This window comes from Rhizobium acaciae (assembly GCF_025941625.1).
In the GTDB taxonomy this organism is placed as follows: Bacteria; Pseudomonadota; Alphaproteobacteria; order Rhizobiales; family Rhizobiaceae; genus Rhizobium; species Rhizobium acaciae.
In genome coordinates, this window is sequence record NZ_JAPCZO010000005.1 from 62,312 (window position 1) to 84,939 (window position 22,628).

General features: G+C 62.3%; 22 protein-coding genes. 12 read left to right on the top strand and 10 right to left on the bottom strand.

Features of this window, described 5'->3' with window-relative positions; translation table 11 throughout:
* The first annotated feature begins 35 nt into the window (after window positions 1-35).
* Both OLZ32_RS09555 and OLZ32_RS09560 read left to right on the top strand, forming a co-directional pair.
* Window positions 36-920: a hypothetical protein gene (locus tag OLZ32_RS09555; protein WP_264396996.1), complete on the top strand. Its 885-nt coding sequence runs from the start codon at window positions 36-38 to the stop codon at window positions 918-920.
* 7 nt (window positions 921-927) lie between these two features.
* Window positions 928-1,896: an arginase family protein gene (locus tag OLZ32_RS09560; RefSeq protein ID WP_264420723.1), complete on the top strand. Its 969-nt coding sequence runs from the start codon at window positions 928-930 to the stop codon at window positions 1,894-1,896.
* 19 nt (window positions 1,897-1,915) lie between these two features.
* On the opposite strand, the gene OLZ32_RS09565 is transcribed toward OLZ32_RS09560, so the two are convergent.
* The 4 genes from OLZ32_RS09565 to OLZ32_RS09580 form a co-directional block, all read right to left on the bottom strand.
* On the bottom strand, window positions 1,916-3,289 hold the full coding sequence (locus OLZ32_RS09565) for a glutamate--cysteine ligase (protein ID WP_003545749.1): 1,374 nt from the start codon (window positions 3,287-3,289) through the stop codon (window positions 1,916-1,918).
* 147 nt (window positions 3,290-3,436) lie between these two features.
* The gene (locus tag OLZ32_RS09570) at window positions 3,437-4,174 is read right to left on the bottom strand and encodes a 16S rRNA (uracil(1498)-N(3))-methyltransferase (RefSeq protein ID WP_003545751.1); all 738 of its coding nucleotides are present in this window, start codon (window positions 4,172-4,174) and stop codon (window positions 3,437-3,439) included.
* A gap of 17 nt (window positions 4,175-4,191) precedes the next feature.
* Complete coding sequence (locus OLZ32_RS09575; protein WP_264420724.1) at window positions 4,192-5,691, bottom strand: inorganic phosphate transporter; 1,500 nt, start codon at window positions 5,689-5,691, stop codon at window positions 4,192-4,194.
* A gap of 62 nt (window positions 5,692-5,753) precedes the next feature.
* Window positions 5,754-6,284, bottom strand: coding sequence for an NUDIX hydrolase (locus OLZ32_RS09580; protein WP_264420725.1), 531 nt, complete (start codon window positions 6,282-6,284; stop codon window positions 5,754-5,756).
* A 232-nt stretch (window positions 6,285-6,516) separates the two neighbouring features.
* Here OLZ32_RS09580 and OLZ32_RS09585 point away from each other — a divergent pair, with 232 nt between their 5' ends.
* Window positions 6,517-7,425: a LysR substrate-binding domain-containing protein gene (locus tag OLZ32_RS09585; RefSeq protein ID WP_264420726.1), complete on the top strand. Its 909-nt coding sequence runs from the start codon at window positions 6,517-6,519 to the stop codon at window positions 7,423-7,425.
* A gap of 98 nt (window positions 7,426-7,523) precedes the next feature.
* Complete coding sequence (locus OLZ32_RS09590; RefSeq protein ID WP_264420727.1) at window positions 7,524-8,681, top strand: adenosylhomocysteinase; 1,158 nt, start codon at window positions 7,524-7,526, stop codon at window positions 8,679-8,681.
* Window positions 8,682-8,694: 13 nt separating this feature from the next.
* Here the strand turns inward: OLZ32_RS09590 and OLZ32_RS09595 are convergent, their stop codons facing one another.
* Complete coding sequence (locus OLZ32_RS09595) at window positions 8,695-9,696, bottom strand: zinc-dependent alcohol dehydrogenase family protein (RefSeq protein WP_264420729.1); 1,002 nt, start codon at window positions 9,694-9,696, stop codon at window positions 8,695-8,697.
* A gap of 142 nt (window positions 9,697-9,838) precedes the next feature.
* Here OLZ32_RS09595 and OLZ32_RS09600 point away from each other — a divergent pair, with 142 nt between their 5' ends.
* A complete protein-coding gene (locus OLZ32_RS09600; protein WP_264420731.1) occupies window positions 9,839-10,690 on the top strand; it encodes a LysR family transcriptional regulator in 852 nt (283 codons plus the stop codon).
* 13 nt (window positions 10,691-10,703) lie between these two features.
* On the opposite strand, the gene OLZ32_RS09605 is transcribed toward OLZ32_RS09600, so the two are convergent.
* On the bottom strand, window positions 10,704-11,600 hold the full coding sequence (locus OLZ32_RS09605; protein WP_025393312.1) for a LysR family transcriptional regulator: 897 nt from the start codon (window positions 11,598-11,600) through the stop codon (window positions 10,704-10,706).
* A 160-nt stretch (window positions 11,601-11,760) separates the two neighbouring features.
* Here OLZ32_RS09605 and OLZ32_RS09610 point away from each other — a divergent pair, with 160 nt between their 5' ends.
* The 4 genes from OLZ32_RS09610 (at window position 11,761) to OLZ32_RS09625 (ending at window position 16,496) form a co-directional block, all read left to right on the top strand.
* Window positions 11,761-13,200 carry an FAD-linked oxidase C-terminal domain-containing protein gene (locus OLZ32_RS09610; protein WP_264420734.1) on the top strand — a complete coding sequence of 480 codons (1,440 nt, stop codon included), beginning with the start codon at window positions 11,761-11,763 and terminating at the stop codon, window positions 13,198-13,200.
* Window positions 13,197-14,396, top strand: coding sequence for a glycolate oxidase subunit GlcE (gene glcE, locus OLZ32_RS09615; RefSeq protein WP_264420736.1), 1,200 nt, complete (start codon window positions 13,197-13,199; stop codon window positions 14,394-14,396). The genes OLZ32_RS09610 and glcE overlap by 4 nt, the downstream gene beginning before the upstream one ends.
* A 283-nt stretch (window positions 14,397-14,679) precedes the next feature.
* On the top strand, window positions 14,680-15,990 hold the full coding sequence (glcF, locus tag OLZ32_RS09620; RefSeq protein ID WP_264420738.1) for a glycolate oxidase subunit GlcF: 1,311 nt from the start codon (window positions 14,680-14,682) through the stop codon (window positions 15,988-15,990).
* A 65-nt stretch (window positions 15,991-16,055) separates the two neighbouring features.
* Window positions 16,056-16,496, top strand: coding sequence for a hypothetical protein (locus tag OLZ32_RS09625; RefSeq protein ID WP_264420740.1), 441 nt, complete (start codon window positions 16,056-16,058; stop codon window positions 16,494-16,496).
* Between the two features lie 117 nt (window positions 16,497-16,613).
* Here the strand turns inward: OLZ32_RS09625 and OLZ32_RS09630 are convergent, their stop codons facing one another.
* From OLZ32_RS09630 to OLZ32_RS09640, 3 genes are all read right to left on the bottom strand, one after another.
* The gene (locus OLZ32_RS09630) at window positions 16,614-17,288 is read right to left on the bottom strand and encodes an outer membrane protein (RefSeq protein WP_011650614.1); all 675 of its coding nucleotides are present in this window, start codon (window positions 17,286-17,288) and stop codon (window positions 16,614-16,616) included.
* 120 nt (window positions 17,289-17,408) lie between these two features.
* Window positions 17,409-18,101 carry a L,D-transpeptidase gene (locus OLZ32_RS09635; RefSeq protein WP_264397004.1) on the bottom strand — a complete coding sequence of 231 codons (693 nt, stop codon included), beginning with the start codon at window positions 18,099-18,101 and terminating at the stop codon, window positions 17,409-17,411.
* Between the two features lie 239 nt (window positions 18,102-18,340).
* Window positions 18,341-19,090, bottom strand: a complete 750-nt coding sequence (locus OLZ32_RS09640) for a L,D-transpeptidase (protein WP_264397005.1) — start codon at window positions 19,088-19,090, stop codon at window positions 18,341-18,343.
* A 249-nt stretch (window positions 19,091-19,339) separates the two neighbouring features.
* Here OLZ32_RS09640 and OLZ32_RS09645 point away from each other — a divergent pair, with 249 nt between their 5' ends.
* Together OLZ32_RS09645 and OLZ32_RS09650 are read left to right on the top strand one after the other, a co-directional pair.
* Window positions 19,340-19,969, top strand: a complete 630-nt coding sequence (locus OLZ32_RS09645; protein ID WP_264397006.1) for a DNA-3-methyladenine glycosylase I — start codon at window positions 19,340-19,342, stop codon at window positions 19,967-19,969.
* The gene (locus OLZ32_RS09650) at window positions 19,966-20,472 is read left to right on the top strand and encodes a hypothetical protein (RefSeq protein WP_264420742.1); all 507 of its coding nucleotides are present in this window, start codon (window positions 19,966-19,968) and stop codon (window positions 20,470-20,472) included. The genes OLZ32_RS09645 and OLZ32_RS09650 overlap by 4 nt, the downstream gene beginning before the upstream one ends.
* Window positions 20,473-20,491: 19 nt before the next feature.
* Here OLZ32_RS09650 and OLZ32_RS09655 read toward each other — a convergent pair whose 3' ends face one another.
* Window positions 20,492-21,196: an HAD family hydrolase gene (locus OLZ32_RS09655; protein ID WP_017990401.1), complete on the bottom strand. Its 705-nt coding sequence runs from the start codon at window positions 21,194-21,196 to the stop codon at window positions 20,492-20,494.
* 352 nt (window positions 21,197-21,548) lie between these two features.
* Between OLZ32_RS09655 and OLZ32_RS09660 the strand changes: the two genes are divergently transcribed.
* On the top strand, window positions 21,549-22,598 hold the full coding sequence (locus tag OLZ32_RS09660) for an aldo/keto reductase (RefSeq protein ID WP_018449391.1): 1,050 nt from the start codon (window positions 21,549-21,551) through the stop codon (window positions 22,596-22,598).
* The last annotated feature ends 30 nt before the right edge of the window (window positions 22,599-22,628 follow it).

The following is a 22,628-nucleotide window of genomic DNA, read 5'->3' on the forward strand; positions in this document are numbered from 1 at the left end:
GGAAACCGATCCCTGCGCACCGGCGTTCTTCTTCCATGGCCGAAACCAAATCCTCCACTGGTCACGACGAGGCGCCGCCGAGCGAAGACGCTGCGAAGCCGGGCGCCGACATTTCCTTCCCCTATGACAGGATGACCGTCGAACAATTCCGAAGACGTTTCCCCCGTGCCCGCTGGAATGATGCCCGCAAGGCCTGGTTCGTTCCAGGGCGGACGGCGTCGCGCCGCATCGGGCGATGGCTTGCCGAGATGGAGGCCGAAGCCGACGCCCATGCCGATGCGAAGGGCCGCGACGCCTTCGCCTTCGATCCCATCGACAGTCCTTACCTTGAACTCGGCAAGGCGGGCTTTCGGATCCGCACGCCGTATTCAAAGACCGTCGTCGACGAATTGCGCGAAGTGCCATTCTCGCGATGGGACGGCGATCTCAAAATATGGCACGTTCCCTTCCGGTCCTATGAGGAACTCAGACGCCGGTGGCCGGAGATCGAGGCGGCGGCACGCAGAAACGAGCCGGAGGAGAGACGACGTCGAGCCGAGGAGCGCAAGGGGACCGAACAGGATGTGCGCAGCAAGCTCCGCTCTGCGGAACGAAAGCGTCATCGCTACCCGCTTCAGAGCGACGATTTGCCGCCGATAGGCCGTCCTGTGGTCACCGCCTACGGAATCGTCGTCTTTAGCGAAATCTCAGGTGAACTGGTCGATCCGAACGTCGTTACGGACTTCTATCCCGGCGTGACCGAGGATCATGTCTGGGGATATTGGCGGGTGCCTACATTGGAAGAACTCGTCCGCACCTGGCCTGCGAAGATGCCACCGGTTCAGGATGCCGAGTGGTGGCTGCCGACGATCGAGGAACTGAGGCCTGCCCGCCGCACGGCAAGATCGCGCGAAGCCAGGAAGCGCGCGAGGGCGCCGTGACTGCAGCTTGCTAGAAGTCTGCCGAACTTGTAGCAACGTCAGGAGCGCCGACTGTACCACACATCCCCGCAAGAGGATGGCATGCGACCTGGAGCAGGACATGAGCGACAAAACCTTACGTCTGCACTTCCCCCAATGGCAGGGCGGAAACATGGAAGCCTATCATTTCGGCTCGCAGTTGCTGGCCATGCTTGCGCCTGCCGCCAGCGGTCCGATTGCCACGGTCGACGTTGCGGAACCCGATGGCACCGCGCTTTCCTTGGAAAATGGCATCGTTGCTCGCAGCATACTCTTGCGCCAGATCGATTCCGCCGAGCAAATCCTGAAGAGAGAAGCGCCTGACAAGATCGTGGTGCTCGGCGGCGACTGCCTGGTCGACCTCGCCCCGTTCTCCTATCTTAATCAACGATATGGGGGCGATCTGGCGGTTCTCTGGGTGGACGCTCACCCTGACGTTGTCACGCCCGAGCACGCTGCGCATGCGCACGCGATGGTGCTTGGAAATCTCATGGGCGAGGGCGATTCCGACTTTGCCAAGAGGGTAGGCCAGCCGATCAAACCTCAAAATGTCATGTATGCCGGCCTCTACGACATGTCGCCGGTGGAATGGCAGATCGTCGAAAGGCTCGGGCTTCGCATGGCGACACCGTCGCAATTGGCCGACGACAGCGAACCGGTTCTCGATTGGCTGCGATTAACGGGCGCCAAGCACGTCGCGATCCATTTCGATCTCGATGTCATAGACCCGTCGCAGTTTCGTTCGCTTAACTTCGCAATGCCCAATATCACTCCGGACGCCTTTGCTGGGGTGGCGCGCGGACGAATGACGATCCCGCACGTCATCCGTCTGCTGAACGATGTCGCCGCTCAGGTCGAGGTCGTGGGGCTGGGGATCACCGAACATCTGCCGTGGGACGCGCTGATCATCAGAGATATGCTGCGGCAGCTTCCGCTGCTCGGAGACAGTCGCAAATAGGGCGGCTGCTAGAGCAGGTTCAGTACTGATAGTCCTCGAAGACCGGTTCGACCGAGCCGTGCCAGCGGCCGTGATAGAGCGACAGCAGATCCTCGGCGAGCGTCGCCTTCTTGGCGAGCACTTCTTCGAGCGGCGCCAGGAAGATGCTCTCGTCTTGGCCTTCCCGGTTGAGCCTGCCGCGCGCCTTGAGGCCGGCCCTTGATATGCCGACCACTTCGCGCGCCATGTCGAAAAGCGGATGTCCGCGAAATTGTGCCTTCAGCCCTTCGGCCGGAACGGCATTGCGCAGGGTGCTGATCTCGGCAAAGCTCCAATCCTTCGTCAACTCATCAGCGGCATCGAGCGCCGCATCGTCGTAGAGCAGGCCGACCCAGAAGGCCGGCAAGGCACAGATGCGCCGCCATGGGCCGCCGTCGGCGCCGCGCATTTCCAGGAAACGCTTCAGCCGCACGTCGGGAAAGAGTGTCGAAAGATGGTTCGTCCAGTCACCCATCGTCGGCGCCGGATCGGCGACCTCACCCTTCAATGCGCCGTTCATGAACTGGCGGAAAGTGACATGGGTGCAGTCGTGATAGCGGCCGTCGCGGACGATGAAATACATCGGCGCATCGAGCGCCCATTCGGCATAGTCACGGAAGCCGAAATCGTCGCGGAAGGTGAAATCGAGCAGGCCGGCGCGCCGGTTATCGACATCGCGCCAGATATCGCCGCGCCAGGAGAGCAGCCCGTTCGGCTTGCCCTCGGTAAAGGGCGAGGATGCGAAAAGCGCGGTCGCCAGCGATTGCAGCTTCATCGAGACGCGCATTTTCTTGCGCATGTCGGCTTCCGAGGAGAAGTCGAGGTTCACCTGGATCGTGCAGGTGCGGTACATCATGTCGAGACCCTGGGTGCCGACCTTCGGCATATAACGGGTCATGATCTCGTAGCGTGATTTCGGCATCTGCGGGGTTTCCGCATAGGTCCATTTCGGACTGCCGCCGATGCCGAGGAAGCGGATGCCCATCGGTTCGGCGATTTCGCGCAGCGTCGCCAGATGCTGGTTCGATTCCCGACAGGTCTCATGGATCGTCTCCAGCGGTGCGCCGGAGAGTTCGAACTGGCCGCCGGGCTCGATCGAGATCGCGCCCATGCCGTTCTGCTCGGCAAGCCCGATGATGTTGCCGCCGTCGGTGATCGGCTCCCAGCCGCTTTTTTTCTGCAGGCCGGTCAGGAGGGCCGAAATACTGGCATCGCCGAAATAGGGAACCGGGCTGTTGTCGGCGCGAAAGAAGGCGAATTTCTCGTGTTCGGTGCCGATCCGGAAGCGCTCCCGCGGCTTGTTGCCCGCCGCGATATAATCGGTCAGATCCTGGACCGAAGAGAGCGGTGTCTGGTCGGTAGTGTCGCGGGCCATGCGGGATACCTGTATTCAAAAAGGCGCCCAGGGGGCCGGGCAATTGGAAGGGTGATTTGGACCCAAGCCACCTATGTTGCAAGTGAAATTCTTTCAATGACGCATCAAAAAAATAACAGTGATTTCCATGTCAACCCGTTTTCGACCTTAGTTCCAGTCGCCGATCGCGGCCTGCACCACCGCCAGTGCCGCAACGGCTGCCGTATCGGCCCGCAGGATGCGCGGTCCGAGCGGAATGGCGGTGATGAAATCGAGGCTTCGAAGCCGCGCCCGTTCCTCTTCCGAAAAGCCGCCTTCCGGCCCGACGAGCAGAGCGAGATGTCTTTCCCTGATCGCCGACAGCACCGGCAGCGGGTTTTGTCCGGCATCGCCCTCGTCGCAATAGATGATGCGGCGCTCGCTCGGCCAGCGGTCGAGCAGGTCGAGAAGCCTCACCGGCTCGGCGACTTCGGGGATGCCGAGGATGCCGCATTGCTCCGCCGCTTCGACGACATTGGCGCGCAGCTTGTCGAGATTGGTGATCTTGCCCTGGACGTGCTGGGTCATGACCGGCTGCAGCAGGCCGGCTCCCATTTCGACCGCCTTCTGCACGAGGTAGTCCATCCGGCCGACCTTGAGCGGCGCAAAGAGATAGTGCAGGTCGCAAGGCTGCGGCTGCGGCCGCGTCTCTTCGGTTGGCGTCAAAAGGATGCGTTTGCGCGTGGGGAAGGTAAGGGTCGCCTTCCATTCGCCGTCGCGGCCATTGAAGAGCAGGATCTCCGCACCGTCCTCCATCCTCAGCACATTGCCGAGATAGTTGAACTGATCGGCATTCGCCTCCACGACGGCGCCGCTGGAAAGCGGCGCGTCGACGAAAAGCCGTTGCATACGAAAATTGGCGCGCATTTAAAAAACTCGGGATCTCAGACGAAGAGCGCGAACATAACCCAATAAATCATTGCCGCAAGCGCTCCCGAAACCGGCACGGTGACGATCCAGGCGGCGACGATCGTCATGAAATGCGAACGGCGCACGAGATAGCGCCGCCGCCGCTCGTGGATATTCGGCTCTTCCGGCTCGTCGATATCAAAGCTTTCGGCCTTGCGTCTGATATAGGCGATGCGGCGCTTCGAATGGCGCGTGTACCATTCGCGGAAGAAGCCGACGCCGAAAACGGCACCGACGGCGATATGCGTGGTGCTGACCGGCAGGCCGAGCCAGGAGGCGACGATGACGGTAAAGGCTGTCGACGACGCGACGCAATAGGCCCGCATCGGATTGAGCTTGGTGATCTCCTCGCCGACCAGGTGGATCAGGCGCGGGCCGAAGAGCAGCAGGCCGACGGAGATGCCGAAGGCGCCGATCAGCATCACCCAGAGCGGCGGATGCCCGATGCCGCCGCCACCGCCGATGCCGACCGATTGGACAATCGCCGACAGCGGCCCGACCGCGTTCGAAACGTCGTTTGCGCCATGCGCGAAGGAAAGCAGCGCCGCAGAGCCGATCAGCGGCAGCCGGAACAGCGTCCGCAGCGAGCTGTTGCGGTTTTCGAGAGCCCGCGCTTGGGCGACAACGAGCGGCCGGGCGGCAAGCCAGCCTACCAGCCCGATGCCGATCCCGATGAGGAGGACGGTCAGCGGCGGGAACCTGCCCGGGGGCGACAGCTGCAGCACCATATAGGCCATGAAGCCGCCGGCCATCACCGCGACCAGCACCGGCACCCAGCGTTGAGCCGCCGCAATCTTGTCGTCGCGGTAGATGATCAGGGTCTTGACGAGATAAAGCAGCCCGGCGGCGATCAGCCCGCCGATCAGCGGCGAGGTGATCCAGCTCGAAGTGATCTCCAGCATCACCCGCCAGTTCACCGGCTCCGGCCCGACGGCTGAGATGCCGGCGCCGATCACCGCGCCGACGATCGCATGGGTGGTGGAAACCGGCGCGTTCATCCAGGTTGCGAGGTTGATCCAGAGAGCCGCCGCCATCAGTGCCGCCATCATGATCCAGCCGAGCATCGCTTGTGGCACCTGGACGGCGTCGACGATGTTTGCCGAAATCGTCTTGACGACCTCACCGCCGCCGACCGTAGCGCCAAGAAGTTCGAAAATCGCAGCGATGACCAGTGCCTGGCCCATCGTCATGGCGCGTGCGCCGACGGCGGCACCGACATTGTTGGTCACGTCATTGGCGCCGATGTTCAGCGCCATGTAGCCGGCAAGGGCTGCCGCCGCCACGACGAGCACTGCTCCCGGCCGGTCGAACACATAGACACCGGCAAAGAGCATGGCCAGACCGAGGAAGATCAGCCCGAGTCCAGGCGTCACCAGCCGCCGCAAAACATGCTTCGCCACGTCCTCGGCATGGGTGATCTTGTCGAGGTCCTTGTCGAGCGTACGTTTTGTGAGGACTGCGGGACGTGGCGGCATTCTTGTTCCTGAGGATGAATCTGCTTCTACGCTGCTTTCCTAGCAGTGCAAGATGGCAGGATTCATTCCGCCGGAATTTGTCTCACTTCTGGAATTTGCTTCGCCGCCTTGGCCGCAAGCCTGTCGCCCATCCTTTGCTTGAAGGCGAGGAAAAGGTGGCGGAGTTCCGGTTCATGCACGCGCCCGGCCGCTTCGTCGAATGAAACCCATTCGATCCGGCGCTCGCCCTTTTCCTTGAAGTTCTTCGCCATGTCGGTGGCTTCGAGCGCATAGACCTGCACTTTGCAGATCACTTGTACCCCGTCGCGCAGCACCTTCGAATAAGTGTAGGCGCCAAGCGTTTCCGTTTCGACGACGCCGCGGACGCCGGCTTCCTCGAAGGCTTCCTGCATCGCGACCTCATGGGCGCATTTGCGCGTCATCGGCCAGCCCTTGGGAATGACCCAGCGGCCGGTGTCGCGGCTCGTCATCAACAGCACCTCGATCTCACCGCTCTTCTTCTTCACCCGATAGCAGAGCGCACCATATTGCTGTCGCGGCGGACGCCGGAACATCAGTTGCACATCGGAAGCCAGTCGGGCGAAAAGAGTCAATGGTCGGGTCACCTTCGCAGTCGTCGTTAGGAATCACTCACATACGTATATCACGGAAAGCTTACGCAATTCAAAAGGCGCAGCACGACTCGAAACGCGATCTGATCGCCGTTCATAGGGAAATCGAGGTGGGACAGGTTCGGAAAATCCGCCACATCCTGTCTCGAATGCGTCACATTGCACAGCTGTACAATATGGCGTGATCTTGCCTTTCGTTCAATGGCGAGATCTAGTGATCCACTATGATTTTGCGAATGTCGTCGTCATGCGTCTTCCTCCGCTCAATGCCATCCGCGCCTTCGAGGCCGTCTGCCGTCACGGCAGCATTCTGAAGGCTGCCGAAGAGCTGAATGTGGTGCGCGGCGCCGTACGCCAGCAGATCGCAACGCTGGAGAATCACTTCGGCCGCAAGCTCTTCACGCGTGACGGCCGCAGGCTGGTCCCGACCTTGCCGGCCAGCACTTTTGCCGCCGCCGCGAGTGCGGCTTTCGACATTCTGCTGCGCGCCGCTTCGGAACTCGAAGGTGCCGTGCCGGGCCGCATCCGCCTTGGTGTGCCCTCCGCCTTCGCGGTCTGGTGGCTGATGCCGCGCGCAGCAGATATGCAAGCGAGCCTCGGCCATACCATCGACATCGTGCCGATGACCGTGGTCGAACCGCTGCAGATGCACCCCGAATTGGACGCTGTGATCATGGGCGGCGAATATCGGCCGGCCGCAGGCATCACCGCCCTGCGATTCATGGCGGACGAGTTCGGACCGGTCGCCACCCCGGCGCTTGCCGCGACACTGCCCATGGACCCAGCAGCGATGGGCGCGCTGACGATGCTCGCCAGCCGCAGCGTTCCGAAGCTCTGGGACGAATGGTTTGTCGAAAGCCGCACGCCACCGGTCGTCTTTTCCCGCGCCCAGGAATTCGAGGACCTGCTGCTGGCGCTGGGGGCGGCCCGCTCCGGGCTGGGCATTGCACTTGCGCCACGCGCTTCGATCGAGGACGATCTCCACCGCGGGCATCTGGTCGCGCCCTACGGTTTCATCTCCCGGCCATCGGGCTATAGCCTCTGCTGCCGCACGCCGGATGCGAAACGGCCGGCCTTTGCCGCCTTGTCCGGCTGGCTGCTTCGTAGCGGGACACCGGCTTGAAAGGGCAGATTTTCTGCCCCTTCGCCAGAATTACTTCCATATTCGCCGCCCCGTTGCTCCGCTAAAAACAGCACCAACACGCAAATAGGAAAGAGATGATGGAAAAGAGCGCAACCCGCATCGACTGGATCGGCAATAGCTGCCGGCTGCTCATGGCGACGGCGGCCGAATTCGAGCGGACGCGTCCTTTCGAGAGCCTGTCGATCGGCACCGGCATCCATCTGGAGCCGAAGACGGTGGCGCTGCTGATGACGCTTCGCGCCGGCGGCGCGCGTCTCGTCTGCACCGGCAATCTCAACAGCACCCAGCCTTCGACAGTCGAGTTCCTGCGTTCCCAAGGCATCACGGTATTTGCCACGCAGACGACCGATCCTACCGCTCATCATCGGAGCCTCGAAGCTGTGATCGCCGAAAAGCCGGATCTGCTGCTCGACAATGGCGGCGATCTCTTCGCCATCGTGGCGGAAAAACCCTACGCCAATCTCCGCGGCGGCACCGAGGAAACCACCTCCGGCCGCACCCGGCTGCTGCCCCTGCGCGAGCGCCTGAACATGCCGATCCTCGTCATCAACGACAGCCCGATCAAGCAGTTCGCCGAAAACAGGCATGCCGTCGGCCAGAGCCTGTTCGAAAGCTACTTGCGCTTCACCAACCGCTCCACCAACGGCAAACGCGTGACGGTCTTCGGCTACGGCGCCTGCGGCAAGGGCACGGCCGCCTGTTTCCGCAATGCCTTTTCCTCCGTCAGCGTCGTCGATATCGATCCGGTGACGACACTCGAAGCCCATCTCGACGGTTTCGTCACGCCGCTGCGTGACGCGGCGATCCGCTCGGCCGATATAATCGTCACCGTCACGGGTTTTGCCGCTATCGTCACGGCAGCCGACCTGCCGCTCGTCAAGGACGGCGCAATCCTGATGAATGGCGGCCATTTTCCGCATGAGATCGATGTCGATGCCTTCCGCCGTCACCCCGATGTCGTCGGCATCGACCATTACGAGGCCGATCACATCGAGACCTTCCATCTCAGCGACGGCCGCTCCTTCCATGTGCTCGGCGGCGGCCACATGGCCAATCTCGCCGGCCCACGGCCGCTCGGCAATACCGTCGAATCGATGGATCTCGGCTTCACGCTTCAGGCCCGCTGCCTGGAACGCATCGCCAAGGGCGAGGCCGGCCCCCAATCCTGCGTCGTGCCCGTGCCCGCCGATATCGATGCGATGGTGGCGAACGCCTATCTCGATCTGGCGCGCTAATTCCACCGACTGATTAAGACCCGTTGATCTCGACGACGAGCTTCCCGTCCGCCTGCCGGTGTTCGATCAGCCGATGCGCCTCATCTGTATCGGCAAGGCTGAAGCGGCGCGGGTCGAGCTTCGGCATTACCTTGCCGGCTTCGACGAGCTTCGTCATCTCCCGCATGATCTCACCATGATGGCCGCGTCCTTCGCCGGTCAGGAGCGGCAGCAGCGTGAAGACGCCGGAATAGGTGGCGGCCCTGAAGGAGAGCGGCGCCAGCGCGTGGTTTCCCCAGCCAAGGCAACTGACGACATGGCCGAACTGGCTGACCGCTCGGAATGCCGTATCGAGCCCCTGGCCGCCGATCGTATCGTAGACCAGATCGAAACCCCTGCTGGCGGTATGTCTTGCGACGTAGCCTTCCACCGTTTCCGCGCCACGATCGATCGGTGTTGCGCCAAGGCCGGCGAGATAGTCCGCTTTCGAAGCGCCGTCGACCACATAGACCTCGGCTCCCACAGCCCTGGCGATCTGCGCGACGATATGGCCGACACCGCCGCCGCCAATCACCAGAACCTTGTGGCCGGTCTTGACGCCGGCGCGGTCGACCAGCCCCTCCCAGGCGGTGATCGAGATCAGCGGCAGGGCGGCGGCCTCGCGCATCGACAGATTCTGCGGCTTTGGCGCCAGCAGCGCGGCGTCGACAGCTGCGAATTCGGCAAGCGATCCCTGAATGCCGCCGACCCCGCCGGTCATGCCGTAGACCGCGTCGCCCTGGCGGAAACCGCTGACGCCAGCCCCGATCTCTTCAACGATGCCGGCCATATCGATGCCGACAATGGCGGGAAGCGGATGGCGGGCATGGGCCGCATTGCCGGCCCGGATCTTGAGGTCGAGCGGATTGACGCCGCTTGCCTTGACGCGTACCAGAATCTGGCCTTCGCCGGGAACCGGTCTTGCAATATCGGCGATGCGCAATGGCGAATTCGGCGCTTCCGCCAGCAACGCTTTCATCGTTGATTTTACGGACATGGAACTCTCCTTCATTGGCAGTGCGGTGTCTGTAGGGACCTCGCAATGAATTTGTTCTGGAAGAAGATGGTCCATTGAAACGCGAATGAAAATGAAAGATAACGACTGAAGTCCATGCATTTTTGTTTGACGGATGCGACCGATGGAATGGAGTGACCTCAAGCTGTTTCTGGCGATCGCGCGGTTCGGCACGCTGGGGTCGGCAGCCCGCAGCCTCGGACTGACGCAACCGACGATGGGCAGGCGGCTGCGTGCCCTTGAAACATCTCTCGGCCAGACGCTCTTTCAGCGCACGACCGATGGCTTCGTCCTCACGGATGAAGGCGCGGCCGTGTTCGCCGGCGCCGAACGGATCGAGGAGGAGGCGCTCGCCGTCGAGCGTGTCCTTGCCGGCGACAGCCGTCAGCTCGATGGTTTTCTCAGGCTGTCCTCATCCGACTGGTTCGGCGCGCATGTGCTTTCGCCGGTGCTGGCGGAATTCTCGCAAGTCCATCCGAAGGTGGTGGTCGAATTGTTGACCGACAGTCGGTTTCTCAGCCTGTCGCGACGTGAAGCCGACCTCGTCTTCCGTATTCAGCCTTTCACGGAAGCGGAGGTCATATCGCGCAAGCTCATCCATATCGAATACGGCCTTTACATCAGCCGCGGCGCGCCGCACCCCGAAGCCGGCGACGGCGCGGGAACCCGCCTCGTCACCATGGACGAAGCTTTCGGCGACATGCCGGATGTCGGCTGGCTGCAGCGCCTGTTGCCGCGGGCCGGCATCGTCATGCGCAGCAACAGCCGCGACGTGCAGGCGGCGCTCTGTGCCAATGGCGCCGGGCTCGCCGTCCTGCCACGGCCGCTCGGCGATTCCCTTGCGGCCATCGAACTCGTCGATCTCGGTGAACCGCCGCCCGGCCGCGACACCTGGGTCGGCTATCACCGCGACATGAAGCGCCTGGCGCGGCTGCGCGCCCTGCTGGATCTCGTCATCGAGAGGCTAGCGCGCTGAACCTGCGCCGCCATCAGCGCTCCCAGTAGGGGACAGGCCCATAAAGTTCTGCCAGATAGTCGATGAACAGTCGCACCTTGGCCGGCAGGAACTGCCGGCTGGGATAGACCGCCGACAGCGCGACATTGTGCGAGCTCTCATAGGCCGGCAGCACCTGCACCAGGCGGCCACTCTTGAGTTCTTCGCCGATATCCCAGGTGGAGCGCAGCGCGATCCCGAGACCGGCGATGACAGCCTCGCGGATCACCTCGCTGGAATTGGTGATCAGCAAGCCTTCCGGCCTGAGACTCAGCGCCCCGTCCGGCCCCTTCAGCCGCCAGGTGTCGTTGTTATGGGCCGGCAGGCAGCGATGGTGTTTCAGCTCGTCGATGTGCTTCGGCTCGCCATGCGCCGCAAGGTAGTCCGGCGAAGCGCAGAGCAGCCGGCGCACCGGCGCCAGCCTTCGGGCAACGAGGCTCGAATCGGTGAGTTCGGCGATGCGGATCGCCAGATCGAAGCCGCCGCCGACGATGTCGCTGAATTCGTCGGTCAGCACCAGGTTGATCGCAAGCTCCGGATGCGCCTCCATGAAATCCTTCAGATGCGGCGCAATATGCATGCGCCCGAAGGAGGTCGGGGCCGAGATCTTCAGCGTACCGTGCATCTGCGCCGAGCGGCCGGAAATATAGAATTCTGCCTCTTCGAGCCCGGCGAGAATGCCGAGAACGCGGTCGTAGAAGCCCTGTCCGGCCTCCGTCAGCGAGATCTGCCGTGTCGTGCGTTGCAGAAGCCGGGTGCCGAGCCGGTCCTCCAGCCGCTTGATCCGTTTTGAGACGACGGCCGGCGAAAAGCCGAGCGCCCGCCCGGCGAGCGACATGCTTCCGGTCGAAACGACCTTGGCAAAAATTTCGAGATCACCCAGATTGGTCATACGGTTTTGTGACTTTTTCCCCTTTTGGCATAAGTGCTTAGCATTTGCGCCACTTTCGGGAAAGTGCTAAGCCGGTTTATCGGCGGCAGGGAGGTCGCGGCCGGTTTCCGTTGTCATCTTCCCGCTGTCATTCCCCGTCGTCAGGGCCAGGGAGAACGCCATGTCCGACGCCATTTCGTTTCTCGAGCCGCGCGCCGACGTGCTGGCGCGCCGAGCCCAGATCGTCGCCGATCTGACCGATCTTCTGCCGCCGGAATGCCTGGTGCATGAGGCGCGCGAGCTGGTGCCGTTCGAAACCGACGCCTTCGTGTCCTACCGCCGCCTGCCGCTCGCCGTTGCCCTGCCGCGCACCACGGCCGAGGTTTCTGCCGTCATGCGTTATTGCAATCGCTACGGCATTCCCGTCGTGCCGCGCGGCGCCGGCACTTCGCTCTCCGGCGGCGCCATTCCGCAGGAGGATGCCGTCGTGCTCGGCCTGTCGAAGATGAACAGCATCCTCGAAATCGATCTGCAGAACCGGGTCGCCGTGGTCCAGGCCGGCGTCACCAATCTCAATATTTCCGAATCCGTCTTCGCGGACGGCTTTTTCTATGCGCCCGATCCGAGTTCGCAGCTTGCCTGCACCATCGGCGGCAATATCGGCATGAATTCCGGCGGCGCCCACTGCCTGAAATACGGCGTCACCACCAATAATCTGCTCGGCGTCAGGATGGTGCTGGTCGATGGCACGGTGATTGAGCTTGGCGGCAAGGCGCTGGACGCGGCAGGCTACGATCTGCTCGGCCTCGTCTGTGGCCATGAAGGCCAGCTCGGCATCGTCACCGAGGCGACGGTGCGGTTGATCGCCAAGCCGGAAGGCGCGCGCCCGGTGCTCTTCGGCTTCGAAAGCTCGGAGGAGGCCGGCGCCTGCGTTGCCGATGTCATTGCCGCCGGCATCATCCCGGTTGCGATCGAATTCATGGACAAGCCGGCGATCGAGATCTGCGAGGCCTTCGCCCATGCCGGATATCCGCTCGATGTCGGGGCGCTTTTGATCGTCGAGGTCGAGGGATCGGAAGCGGAGATGGACGCCGCGCTGAAGGACATCGTCGAGATCGCCCGCCGTCACGCTGTGAAGACCGTGCGCGAATGCCAGTCGGCGACCGAGGCGGCGTTGATCTGGAAGGGCCGCAAATCCGCCTTCGGCGCCACCGGCCGCATCGCCGACTATATCTGCATGGATGGCACCGTGCCGCTCAGCCAGCTCTCCCACGTGCTGAAGCGGACCGCCGAGATCGTCGATCATTACGGCCTGCGCGTCGCCAACGTCTTCCATGCCGGCGACGGCAACATGCATCCGCTGATCCTCTTCAACGCCAATGATCCGGAGGATGCCGCCCGCGCCGAGGCGGCCGGCAACGATATCCTGAGGCTCTGCGTCGATGCCGGCGGCTGCCTCACCGGCGAACATGGCGTCGGCATCGAGAAGCGCGATCTGATGCGGCACCAATATTCCGAAGTGGATCTCGCCCAGCAGATGGCGGCGCGCGCCGCCTTCGATCCCGGCTGGATCCTCAATCCGTCGAAGGTCTTCCCGCTCGAAGGGCGCCCCGCCGCATGATCGATCTGATGCCGAAGACCGAGGAAGAGGCGTCGGCGTTCGTCCGTGCCCATGCGGAAGCCGGCCGTCCGCTCGCAATCTGCGGCGGCGATAGCCGCTCGGGCTTCGGCAATGCGGTGGCCGCCGAAGAGCGGCTGCGCTCGAGCGAAATCTCCGGCATCGTCGCCTACAACCCCGGCGAAATGGTCATGACCGTCCGATCCGGCACGCCGCTTGCCGAGGTCGAGGCGGCACTTTCAGAGAGCGGCCAGATGCTCGCCTTCGAGCCGATGGATCATCGCCCTGTAATGGGCACATCGGGCGAGCCGACCATCGGCGGCGTCTTCGCTGCCAATGCCTCCGGTCCGCGCCGCCTGATCGCGGGTGCCGCCCGCGACAGCCTGCTCGGCGTGCGCTTTGTCAACGGCAGGGGCGAGATCATCAAGGCCGGCGGCCGGGTGATGAAGAATGTCACCGGCCTTGACCTCGCCAAGCTGATTGCGGGCTCGCATGGCACGCTCGGCTTCCTCACCGAAGTCACCTTCCGTGTGCCTCCGCGCCCGAAGACGGAGCGGACGGTGGTGCTATCAGGTCTCAACGATGCCGAGGCGGCAAACGCCATGGCGGCGGCGATGGCCCTGCCGGTGGAAGTCTCAGGTGCCGCCCACCTGCCGCTGACGGTGACGTGGAAATTCCTCGCCGGCAAATTGCCCGAGGGTGAGGCAACGGTTCTGCGCATCGAAGGCTTGGCCGGCTCGGTCGACGTGCGCATCGAAAAGCTTGCCGCGGCAATGTCGGGCCTCGCCACGGTCACGCGGCTGGAACAGCCGGAAAGCTCCAGGCTCTGGCAGGACATCCGCGACGTCCTGCCCTATGCCGACGGCACCGCGCGACCGGTCTGGCGCGTCTCGGTCGCCCCCGGCACCGGCCATCAGCTGGTCGCGGCACTCCGCCTGGAAGCAGCCGTCGACGCCTTCTACGACTGGCAGGGCGGCCTCGTCTGGATGCGCATGGAGGCCGGCCCCGAAGCGGAACTGGTCCGTCGCTATATTAAGGCGCTCGGCGGCGGCCACGCAACGCTGATCCGTGCATCCGCTGAGGCGAGGGCGGTTACATCAGCCTTCCATCCGGAGCCCGAGGCAGTGGCGATGTTGTCCCGGCGGGTGAAGGAAAAATTCGATCCGGCCGGCATATTCAATCCGGGGAAGATGGGGTGAGGGGAAGATGAGTTTGCGTCTGAGATACCCCCCTCTGTCCTGCCGGACCCGGGGTCGAGCCACGGGTCTCGACCCGTCCTTCGGACCCCCACAAGGGGGGAGATTGGCTGGGAGCTATGACTTCCCCAAACAATTCGGGCACTGCGACTCCGACACGGCAGATAGGAAGCGATGGTCCAACCTCTTGTCGATCTCCCCCCTTGTGGGGGAGATGTCCGGCAGGACAGAGGGGGGTATTCCAGGCACAACGCCCGACATGCTCCCAAAGCGGAGGTCCCGCTAGATGCAAACCAACTTCACCCCGACCCAGCTCCTCGACCCTGATGTCGCCGAATCCGAGCAGATTCTGCGCAAATGTGTCCATTGCGGATTCTGCACCGCCACCTGTCCCACCTACGTGACGCTCGGCAACGAGCTCGACAGTCCGCGCGGCCGCATCTACCTGATCAAGGACATGCTGGAAAACGGCCGGCCCGCCGATGCCGAGGTCGTCACCCATATCGACCGCTGTCTCTCCTGCCTTGCCTGCGTCACCACCTGTCCCTCCGGCGTCGATTACATGCATCTGGTCGATCACGCCCGCGCCCATATCGAAAAGACCTATAAACGCCCGTTCATGAACCGGCTGACGCGCGCCATCCTTGCCGCCGTGCTGCCTTATCCCGGCCGTTTCCGCATGGCGCTCAATCTTGCCCGTCTCGGCCGGCCCTTCGCCGGCCTGATGCGCGGTGGCGCGCTGAAACCCTTTGCCGCCATGCTGGCGCTTGCGCCGCGGCGGATCCCGGCCGCTTCGGACCTTGCAAAGCCCGGCACGTATCGGCCCGAGACGGAACGGCGCGGCCGGGTGGCGATCCTTTCCGGCTGCGCCCAGCCGGTGCTCTATCCCGGCATCAACGCGGCGGCGATCCGGCTGCTGACGCGGTTCGGCGTCGAGGTCGTGATGCCGGAAGGCGAGGTCTGCTGCGGCTCGCTGGTCCATCACATGGGCCGCGCCGAACAGGCGCTCGAAAGTGCGCGTGCCAATGTCGATATCTGGACGCGCGAGATCGACGGGCAGGGCCTCGACGCGATCATCATCACCGCTTCGGGCTGCGGCACCACGATCAAGGACTACGGCCACATGCTGCGCCTCGATCCCGCCTATGCCGCAAAGGCGGCCAGGGTCTCGGCGCTGGCCAGGGACGTCACCGAATATCTCGCAACCCTCGACCTGCCGGCGCTCATGCCGAGGGGCATCACCGTCGCCTATCATTCCGCCTGTTCCATGCAGCACGGCCAGCGCATCACGCTGGCGCCGAAGCAATTGCTGAAAGCGGCGGGCTTTACGGTGCGCGATCCGGCGGAAGGTCATCTCTGCTGCGGTTCCGCCGGCACCTACAACATCATGCAGCCGGAGATCTCAGCCGCGCTGAAGGCGCGCAAGGTCAAGAACATCGAGGCCACCAAGGCCGATATCATCGCCACCGGCAATATCGGCTGCATCACCCAGATCGCCACTGGCACCGGCATGCCGATCCTGCATACGGTCGAGCTTCTCGATTGGGCCTATGGCGGCGCTGTGCCGGAAAAATTAACAGGTTTGACGTTAGGCTGAGACCTATTACAGCGCCGCGCATCTTTTCGAGAGCCGCAAAGGACGCTGTCTCGGGAGGTTGGGCGATGTGGCGTGGAATGATCGTATTTGCGGGACTGCTCGGTGCGGCAGGCACCGCCCATGCCGACAGTCGTTTTTTCTGTTCCGCCGATGACAAGGAAGCGCGCTTTACGCTGGAAAGCGGGTTCGAAAGCGCTGCCGGCCACAAGCTCAACCATTTCCGCGGCGCGCTGATCGTCAAGGATCCGGCTCAAGAGGCCGTGTTCGGAAAGCGTGTTTTCGAATCGCAGCACCTGACCAACCATTGGTCGCGCAACGGCGAACTGCTCATGGAAGTCTTCGACGGCGGCGAAGATGACACCGCCGGCGCAACGCTGGATCTGGTGGTCGTTGCCGGCGAGCGCGGTAAGCCGACGGCAAATTTCAGCGGCACATATTCCCTGACGATCGAAGGCGGTGAAAAACCCTATGCCGTCGAGGGCAAGGTCAGCTGTGGCACGAAATAGAGCAGTTTCAGGAAAAGTGCGAAGCGGTTTTCCGCCCGGAATTGCGTAGCAATAAAAGGTTAGAGCGGTTCTGCGCTTTTATGCGCTGAACCGCTCTAACGCCGCAGCTGAAATTTGTTACCAGTGGAACGATACGCCGACGTTGACGGCATTCGTGAAGATGTTGGTCTTCAGGTCCACTCCGCTGTCGATCGGAACGTCGATGCGCGAATAGGTTCCCTTGTATTCGACGAAGGTTGACCAGCGTTCGGTCACCTTGAAGTCGACGCCGGCCTGGGCCTGCAGCGTCACGCCGCCGAATTCATAGGCCCAGGTCTTGCCCTCAGGCCGAATCACTTCGACATGCGGAATGTTCACGCCGATACCGGCGCCGAGATAGGGTGTCCAGCGGCGGGTCGGATCCTGGAAGCGATAGAGACCGTTCACGGTGATGAGGTTCAGGCCGTCGGTGAATTCGAAATGCGACCAGCCGGCCTTGGCGAGCGTATCGTCGTCCGCATAGACCTTGTCATGGGTATAATCGAGCGAGATACCCCAGTTCGGCTTGTTGAAGTTCTCGAGCCACCAGGTGACGCGGGCACCGTAATAAGGCGGGCTGCCGAAGGACTTGCCTTCCCAGCCGGCGGTGAAACTCGTGCCGTCGGAAAGATCGACGCCGCTGTGCGGGGCGGTCTGGTAGCCGCCGTAGATGGAGAATTGCAGGTCTTCCGCCGAGGCGGAAACTGCCGAACAGATGGTCAAAAACGCGATGCCCGCAAGCAGGGAGGCGGAAGAACGCAGCGCATATGTCATTGAATAGCCCCGATATAAATATGTCGACTCTTAGGCAGATTTGCCAGCTTTTGGCCGCAAAGTCTAAGCAAAATGAAAGGCGCGTCAAAATGCGCCTTTCGTTTTTTTGGTAAGTGTTGCTCAGCCGCCAAACATCGTGCGCAGCACGTCGATGCCCCTGTCCTCGAATGCTACCTTGCCCTGCCTGTTGCCGGGGCCGATGACGATCACCTTGGTGCCGATAGCGGCGCGATCGTAGAGATGGGTCACATCCTCGTTCATCATCCGGATGCAGCCGGAAGACATGTTGAGACCGATCGTCCAGGGCTGATTGGTGCCGTGGATGCGGAAGATCGTGTCGCGGCCGCCCTGGTAGAGATACATGGCGCGGGCGCCGAGCGGATTGTCCTCTCCGCCTTCCTGGAAAGCAGGAATAATATGTCCCTTGGCGGCTTCGCGGCGGCGCATCTCGGCCGGCGGAGTCCAGCTCGGCCATTCGGCCTTTCGGCCGATCTTGACGATCCCCGACCAGCCGAAGCCGTCGCGGCCGACGCCGATGCCGTAGCGGGTGGCGCGATTGTTGCCTTCGACGAGGTAGAGATACTTGTTGTTGGTATCGATGATGACGGTGCCGGCGGCCTCCGTCGTTACCAGGCGCACTTTCTTGCGCTTGAACTGCGGCTTCACATATTTCGGCATCTGCGCGACGCGCACGATCTGCGCCGGACGCCGTGCATTGTCGGAACCGGAGCCGGCGGGTGCAGCAAAGGCGGATGTGGACATCAAGGACAGGACAAGTCCGGCGGCAGCCAGACCCGGCATTAGTTTGATCATGATCGATTCCCCTCAAGCAAATCCGCCCGAAGCTACATGAACTTCTGCCCGATTCAAGATCGGTGTGGCCGGATAAAGCATTTTTGGAGAAGGGGAGCCGGATGTTCTTGCGGCTGCCACGTCATAATTTATCCTCAAATCGGAATCGACTTAAGGAAAAATTATGCAGCAATTTAAAGGGTTGCAGCGCTGTTTGCGGATCAGAAAAGACGCGCGGCGCTGCAAGTATTGCGCCGCCGTTACATGACGATGACGCGGGTCCCCACATTGACGCGGTCGTAGAGGTCGACGACGTCTTCGTTGCGCAGGCGGATGCAGCCGGAGGAAACGGCGCTGCCGATCGACCAGGGCGCGTTGGTGCCGTGGATGCGATAAAGCGTCGAGCCGAGATACATGGCCCGGGCGCCGAGTGGGTTTTCCGCCCCGCCATCCATGCGCGCCGGCAGATAATGGCCCTTGGCGGCTTCGCGGCTGATCATCTCGGACGGCGGCGTCCAATCCGGCCATTCGGTCTTGCGGGTGATCTTGTGGGCGCCTGCCCATTCGAAGCCCGGCTTGCCGACGCCGACGCCATAGCGCCGCGCCTTGCCGCCTTGCATCACCAGATAGAGGAAGCGGTTGTTGGTATCGATGACGATCGTGCCTGGCTTTTCCGCGGTGTCGTAATCCACCATCTGCGGCAGGTATTGCGGCTCGATCGGACGGCGGATCGACGGGATGCCGGGATTGATCGCCGAAACGGTCTGCGGTGACACCTGCGGCGCCCGGCGGATGATCCTGCGCTGGAAAAGGCCGCGCTGCTGCGGCTGGATGACCGGCCGCTGATAGACGACGGGACGAACCCTGCCGCCGCCCAGCTGGTTGATCCAGGGCGCGGTCAGATCGGGGCTGAGCACGACGGGCGGGCGAGTGGCGTAGCGGTCGTCTGCGAGGGCGGCCGTGGAGAAAATGCCGAAGAGGGCTGCGGCAAGAACAAGCTGTTTCATCATCGGACGAACTCTCTACAAATGACCGAAAATGCGCTGGCGGGACATGTTCCGCCCGGGCGGAGATGTTCCGCCCGGGAATGACGCTGCCACCCTATCCGCCAGCGAATAGTAAAGATCGTTTCATGAAAAGCCGACCGACCGGATAAACTTTTCGTCAGGGTTACCGTTCGGTTTGGAAAGACGGTTTGCAAATGGTAAAGCCGGAATCATGAGCAGAGAACGAAGCGGACCCCCGCAGAATGAAGGATCATGAGCGCGACAGGCATCATCATCGGCGAGGACGGCAGGAGCCGCTGCCACTGGCATGCCAATCTGCCTGATTATCTGCGGTATCATGACGAGGAATGGGGCCGCCCCGTCACCGATGATACCCGCCTGTTCGAGAAGATCTGCCTCGAAGGCTTTCAGTCCGGTCTTTCCTGGCTGACGATCCTGCGCAAACGCGAGAATTTCCGCGCCGCCTTTTCAGGTTTCGATTTCGAAAAGGTCGCTCTCTTCGGTGAAGGGGATGTCGCTCGCTGTCTTGCCGATGCGGGCATCATCCGCCATCGCGGCAAGATCGTCTCGACCATCAACAATGCCAAGCGCGCAATCGAGCTCAAGGACGAATTCGGCTCGCTCGCCCATTATTTCTGGCGCTACGAGCCCGGCCATAACGAGCGGCCGGCGGTGGTCGACCGCGAGCATATCATCGCCAATCCGACGACGCCGACATCGGTGGTCATTTCGAAGGATCTGAAGAAACGCGGCTGGACCTTTGTCGGCCCGACCACAGTTTATGCTTTCATGCAGGCGATGGGTCTCGTCAACGATCATCTGGAAGGCTGCTTCTGCCGGCCCGAGGTCGAGTCGATGCGCACCGCTCTGGTTCGCCCATGAAAGATCATTCCGTGAGAACACTGATCGCCGCCGCTGCTCTTTTACTCCTGACCGTCTCCGCCATGGCGCAGACGCCGCAGCTCGACCCCGGCGAGAAGCTGGAGAAGCTGCAATTCCCGGCCGTCACCATGCAGTTGAAGGGCTGGACGAAATTCGGCAATGGCCATGTCTATACGCTGCCGGTGCGCGCCGGCCAGCACCTGAAGATCAGCTTTTCGACGAAAAGCAAATTTGCCTTCCTGGCGATTTTCGACCTGTCGAAACCCGATGACGAGGCCTTCTTCGGCACCGACGAGGACGGCATGAGCTTCGAGACGACGATCAAGGAAAACGCCACCTGGCTGCTGCGTCCCTATTATTCCAAGGTCTCGCCGCGCCGCGGCCTCGGCGCTCCCTTCAGCATCCTGATCGAGCCGCTGGCGGCTGCCCCGCAACAGCCGAAACCGGCCGCCGAGCCGGAGCGCCCCTCGCTGTTCCCAAAGGCTCCGCCCAAGCCGCAATGAGGCAGAGGTAGCGCCCGGCTTAGCCGAGCCGGTCGATCAGGTCGCGCAATTCGCCGAGATGGTCGATCTTGCGGAAGCGCGGCGCCTCTTTCGGCTCGTCCACATGTTCCAGCACCCAGGTCAGTTCGTGCGGCACGAAAACGCCGTAGCTGCCGGCAGCGATCGCCGGCACGATGTCCGATTTCAGCGAATTGCCGACCATCATCGCTCGCTCCGGCCCGTCGCCGACCTTGGCGAAGATGCGGCGATAGGTGACGGCCGTCTTGTCGGAGACGATCTCGACCGCATCGAAGAAGTCACCGAGCCCGGATTGGGCAAGCTTGCGCTCCTGATCGAAGAGATCCCCCTTGGTGATCATGACAAGCAGGTATTTGCCGGCAAGCGCTTCCAGCGTGTCGCGCACATGCGGCATGGTCTCGACCGGATGGTTGAGAAGGTCGCGGCCGGTATCGAGGATCCTGGCGATGACGCTCGCCGGAACCTTGCCCTCGGTGATCTCGATCGCAGTTTCGACCATCGACAGCGTAAAACCCTTGATGCCGAAGCCGTAATGGCGAAGGTTGCGTTTTTCGGCCTCCAGCAGCCGTTCGGAAATCTTCGGTCCTTCGGCGAAATCGGCAAGAAGCCCGGTGAAATGCGCTTCCGTCAGCCGGTAATATTGTTCGTTCTGCCAGAGTGTATCATCGGCATCGAAGCCGATCGTGGTCAGTGGTCGCGTCGTCATATGCGTACCTCTAGAGCATGATGCCGAAAAGTGTGAAGCGGTTTTCGGACGACATCATGCTCTAACTCTTTAAATTAGAACAGGATTCAGATTTTAGGCCGACCCGGTCTAAAATCATCCTGTTCTTGAAATATGGCCGACAATCTATCGGCTGCCTGTGTCGAGACAAGGGCATCCGCCTCCGCACAGCCAAGCTACGGCGTTGAAAAGCGCCGCCGCCGCACTACATGAAAATCGCCTCACCTTGCAGCCAGCCACGGCTGTGCCTGTCATATGCAGGCCAATAATCAAAAAATGAAGTTCAGTAGTTCGCAAGCCCCTCTTGCGGCAGACACAAAGGAATTTTTCGACCATGCGTTACAATCAACTCGGAAATACGGGACTTTTCGTCTCGGAAATCTGCCTGGGCACGATGACCTTCGGCGAAGCCAAACAGGGCAGTATGTGGGGCGCCATCGCCGACGTCGACCAGAATGCCGCCGACCGGATCGTCGAGCGCTCGCTTGCATCGGGCGTCAATTTCATCGACACGGCCGACGTCTATTCATCCGGCGAGTCCGAAAGGCTGCTCGGCCAGGCGCTGAAGAACCTCGACATCCCGCGCAAGGACGTCGTCATCGCGACCAAGGTCTACGGCGTCATGGGCGACAAGCCGAACGACCGCGGCGCCTCGCGCGGTCACATCATGGATTCGGTGGAGGCAAGCCTCAAGCGCCTGCAGACCGATCATATCGATCTCTATCAGATCCACGCGACCGATACGGTGACGCCGATTGAGGAGACGTTGCGCGCTCTTGACGATCTCGTTTCCCGCGGCCTCGTGCGTTATATCGGCGTCTCCAACTGGCAGGCCTGGCGCATTTCCAAGGCGCTCGGCCTCTCCGAACGGCGGGGCTTTGCCCGTTTCGAAACCGTGCAGGCCTATTACTCCATCGCCGGCCGCGATCTCGAACGCGACATCGTGCCGATGATGCAGGAGGAAAAGCTCGGCCTGATGGTCTGGTCGCCGCTCGCCGGCGGCCTGCTCTCCGGCAAGTACGGTCCCGGCGCGCCCGGCAACGGTGAAGGCCGCCGCGCCAGTTTCGATTTCCCGCCCGTCGACAAGGACAAGGCCTGGGCCTGCGTCGCCGTCATGCGCGAAGTCGCCGAGAAACACGGCGTCAGCGTCGCCACCGTGGCGCTCGCCTATATCCTCGCCAAACCTTTCGTCACCACAGTCATCATCGGCGCCAAGCGTGTCGACCAGCTCGACCAGAACCTTGCCGCCGTCAAGCTGAAGCTCGATGAAGACGATATGAAGAAGCTCGACGAGGTCAGCGCGCTTGCGCCCGAATATCCGGGCTGGATGCTGGCGCGACAGGGCGCCGGCCGTCGTCCGGCCGATTTCGAGCCGAAGGATTGACCTCGCCAACATAAGTCTTGGGGAACGCCT

What these genes read in the sequence shown, in the direction of transcription:
- OLZ32_RS09635 (WP_264397004.1), bottom strand. Translation starts at nt 18,101, where the DNA reads ATGATCAAACTAATGCCGGGTCTGGCTGCCGCCGGACTTGTCCTGTCC.
- OLZ32_RS09600 (WP_264420731.1), top strand. Translation starts at nt 9,839, where the DNA reads ATGGAATGGAGTGACCTCAAGCTGTTTCTGGCGATCGCGCGGTTCGGC.
- OLZ32_RS09650 (WP_264420742.1), top strand. Translation starts at nt 19,966, where the DNA reads ATGAAAGATCATTCCGTGAGAACACTGATCGCCGCCGCTGCTCTTTTA.
- OLZ32_RS09645 (WP_264397006.1), top strand. Translation starts at nt 19,340, where the DNA reads ATGAGCGCGACAGGCATCATCATCGGCGAGGACGGCAGGAGCCGCTGC.
- OLZ32_RS09660 (WP_018449391.1), top strand. Translation starts at nt 21,549, where the DNA reads ATGCGTTACAATCAACTCGGAAATACGGGACTTTTCGTCTCGGAAATC.
- OLZ32_RS09640 (WP_264397005.1), bottom strand. Translation starts at nt 19,090, where the DNA reads ATGATGAAACAGCTTGTTCTTGCCGCAGCCCTCTTCGGCATTTTCTCC.
- OLZ32_RS09570 (WP_003545751.1), bottom strand. Translation starts at nt 4,174, where the DNA reads ATGCGCGCCAATTTTCGTATGCAACGGCTTTTCGTCGACGCGCCGCTT.
- OLZ32_RS09595 (WP_264420729.1), bottom strand. Translation starts at nt 9,696, where the DNA reads ATGTCCGTAAAATCAACGATGAAAGCGTTGCTGGCGGAAGCGCCGAAT.
- glcE (WP_264420736.1), top strand. Translation starts at nt 13,197, where the DNA reads ATGATCGATCTGATGCCGAAGACCGAGGAAGAGGCGTCGGCGTTCGTC.
- OLZ32_RS09605 (WP_025393312.1), bottom strand. Translation starts at nt 11,600, where the DNA reads ATGACCAATCTGGGTGATCTCGAAATTTTTGCCAAGGTCGTTTCGACC.
- OLZ32_RS09555 (WP_264396996.1), top strand. Translation starts at nt 36, where the DNA reads ATGGCCGAAACCAAATCCTCCACTGGTCACGACGAGGCGCCGCCGAGC.
- OLZ32_RS09625 (WP_264420740.1), top strand. Translation starts at nt 16,056, where the DNA reads ATGTGGCGTGGAATGATCGTATTTGCGGGACTGCTCGGTGCGGCAGGC.
- OLZ32_RS09655 (WP_017990401.1), bottom strand. Translation starts at nt 21,196, where the DNA reads ATGACGACGCGACCACTGACCACGATCGGCTTCGATGCCGATGATACA.
- OLZ32_RS09630 (WP_011650614.1), bottom strand. Translation starts at nt 17,288, where the DNA reads ATGACATATGCGCTGCGTTCTTCCGCCTCCCTGCTTGCGGGCATCGCG.
- OLZ32_RS09575 (WP_264420724.1), bottom strand. Translation starts at nt 5,691, where the DNA reads ATGCCGCCACGTCCCGCAGTCCTCACAAAACGTACGCTCGACAAGGAC.
- OLZ32_RS09565 (WP_003545749.1), bottom strand. Translation starts at nt 3,289, where the DNA reads ATGGCCCGCGACACTACCGACCAGACACCGCTCTCTTCGGTCCAGGAT.
- glcF (WP_264420738.1), top strand. Translation starts at nt 14,680, where the DNA reads ATGCAAACCAACTTCACCCCGACCCAGCTCCTCGACCCTGATGTCGCC.
- OLZ32_RS09610 (WP_264420734.1), top strand. Translation starts at nt 11,761, where the DNA reads ATGTCCGACGCCATTTCGTTTCTCGAGCCGCGCGCCGACGTGCTGGCG.
- OLZ32_RS09590 (WP_264420727.1), top strand. Translation starts at nt 7,524, where the DNA reads ATGGAAAAGAGCGCAACCCGCATCGACTGGATCGGCAATAGCTGCCGG.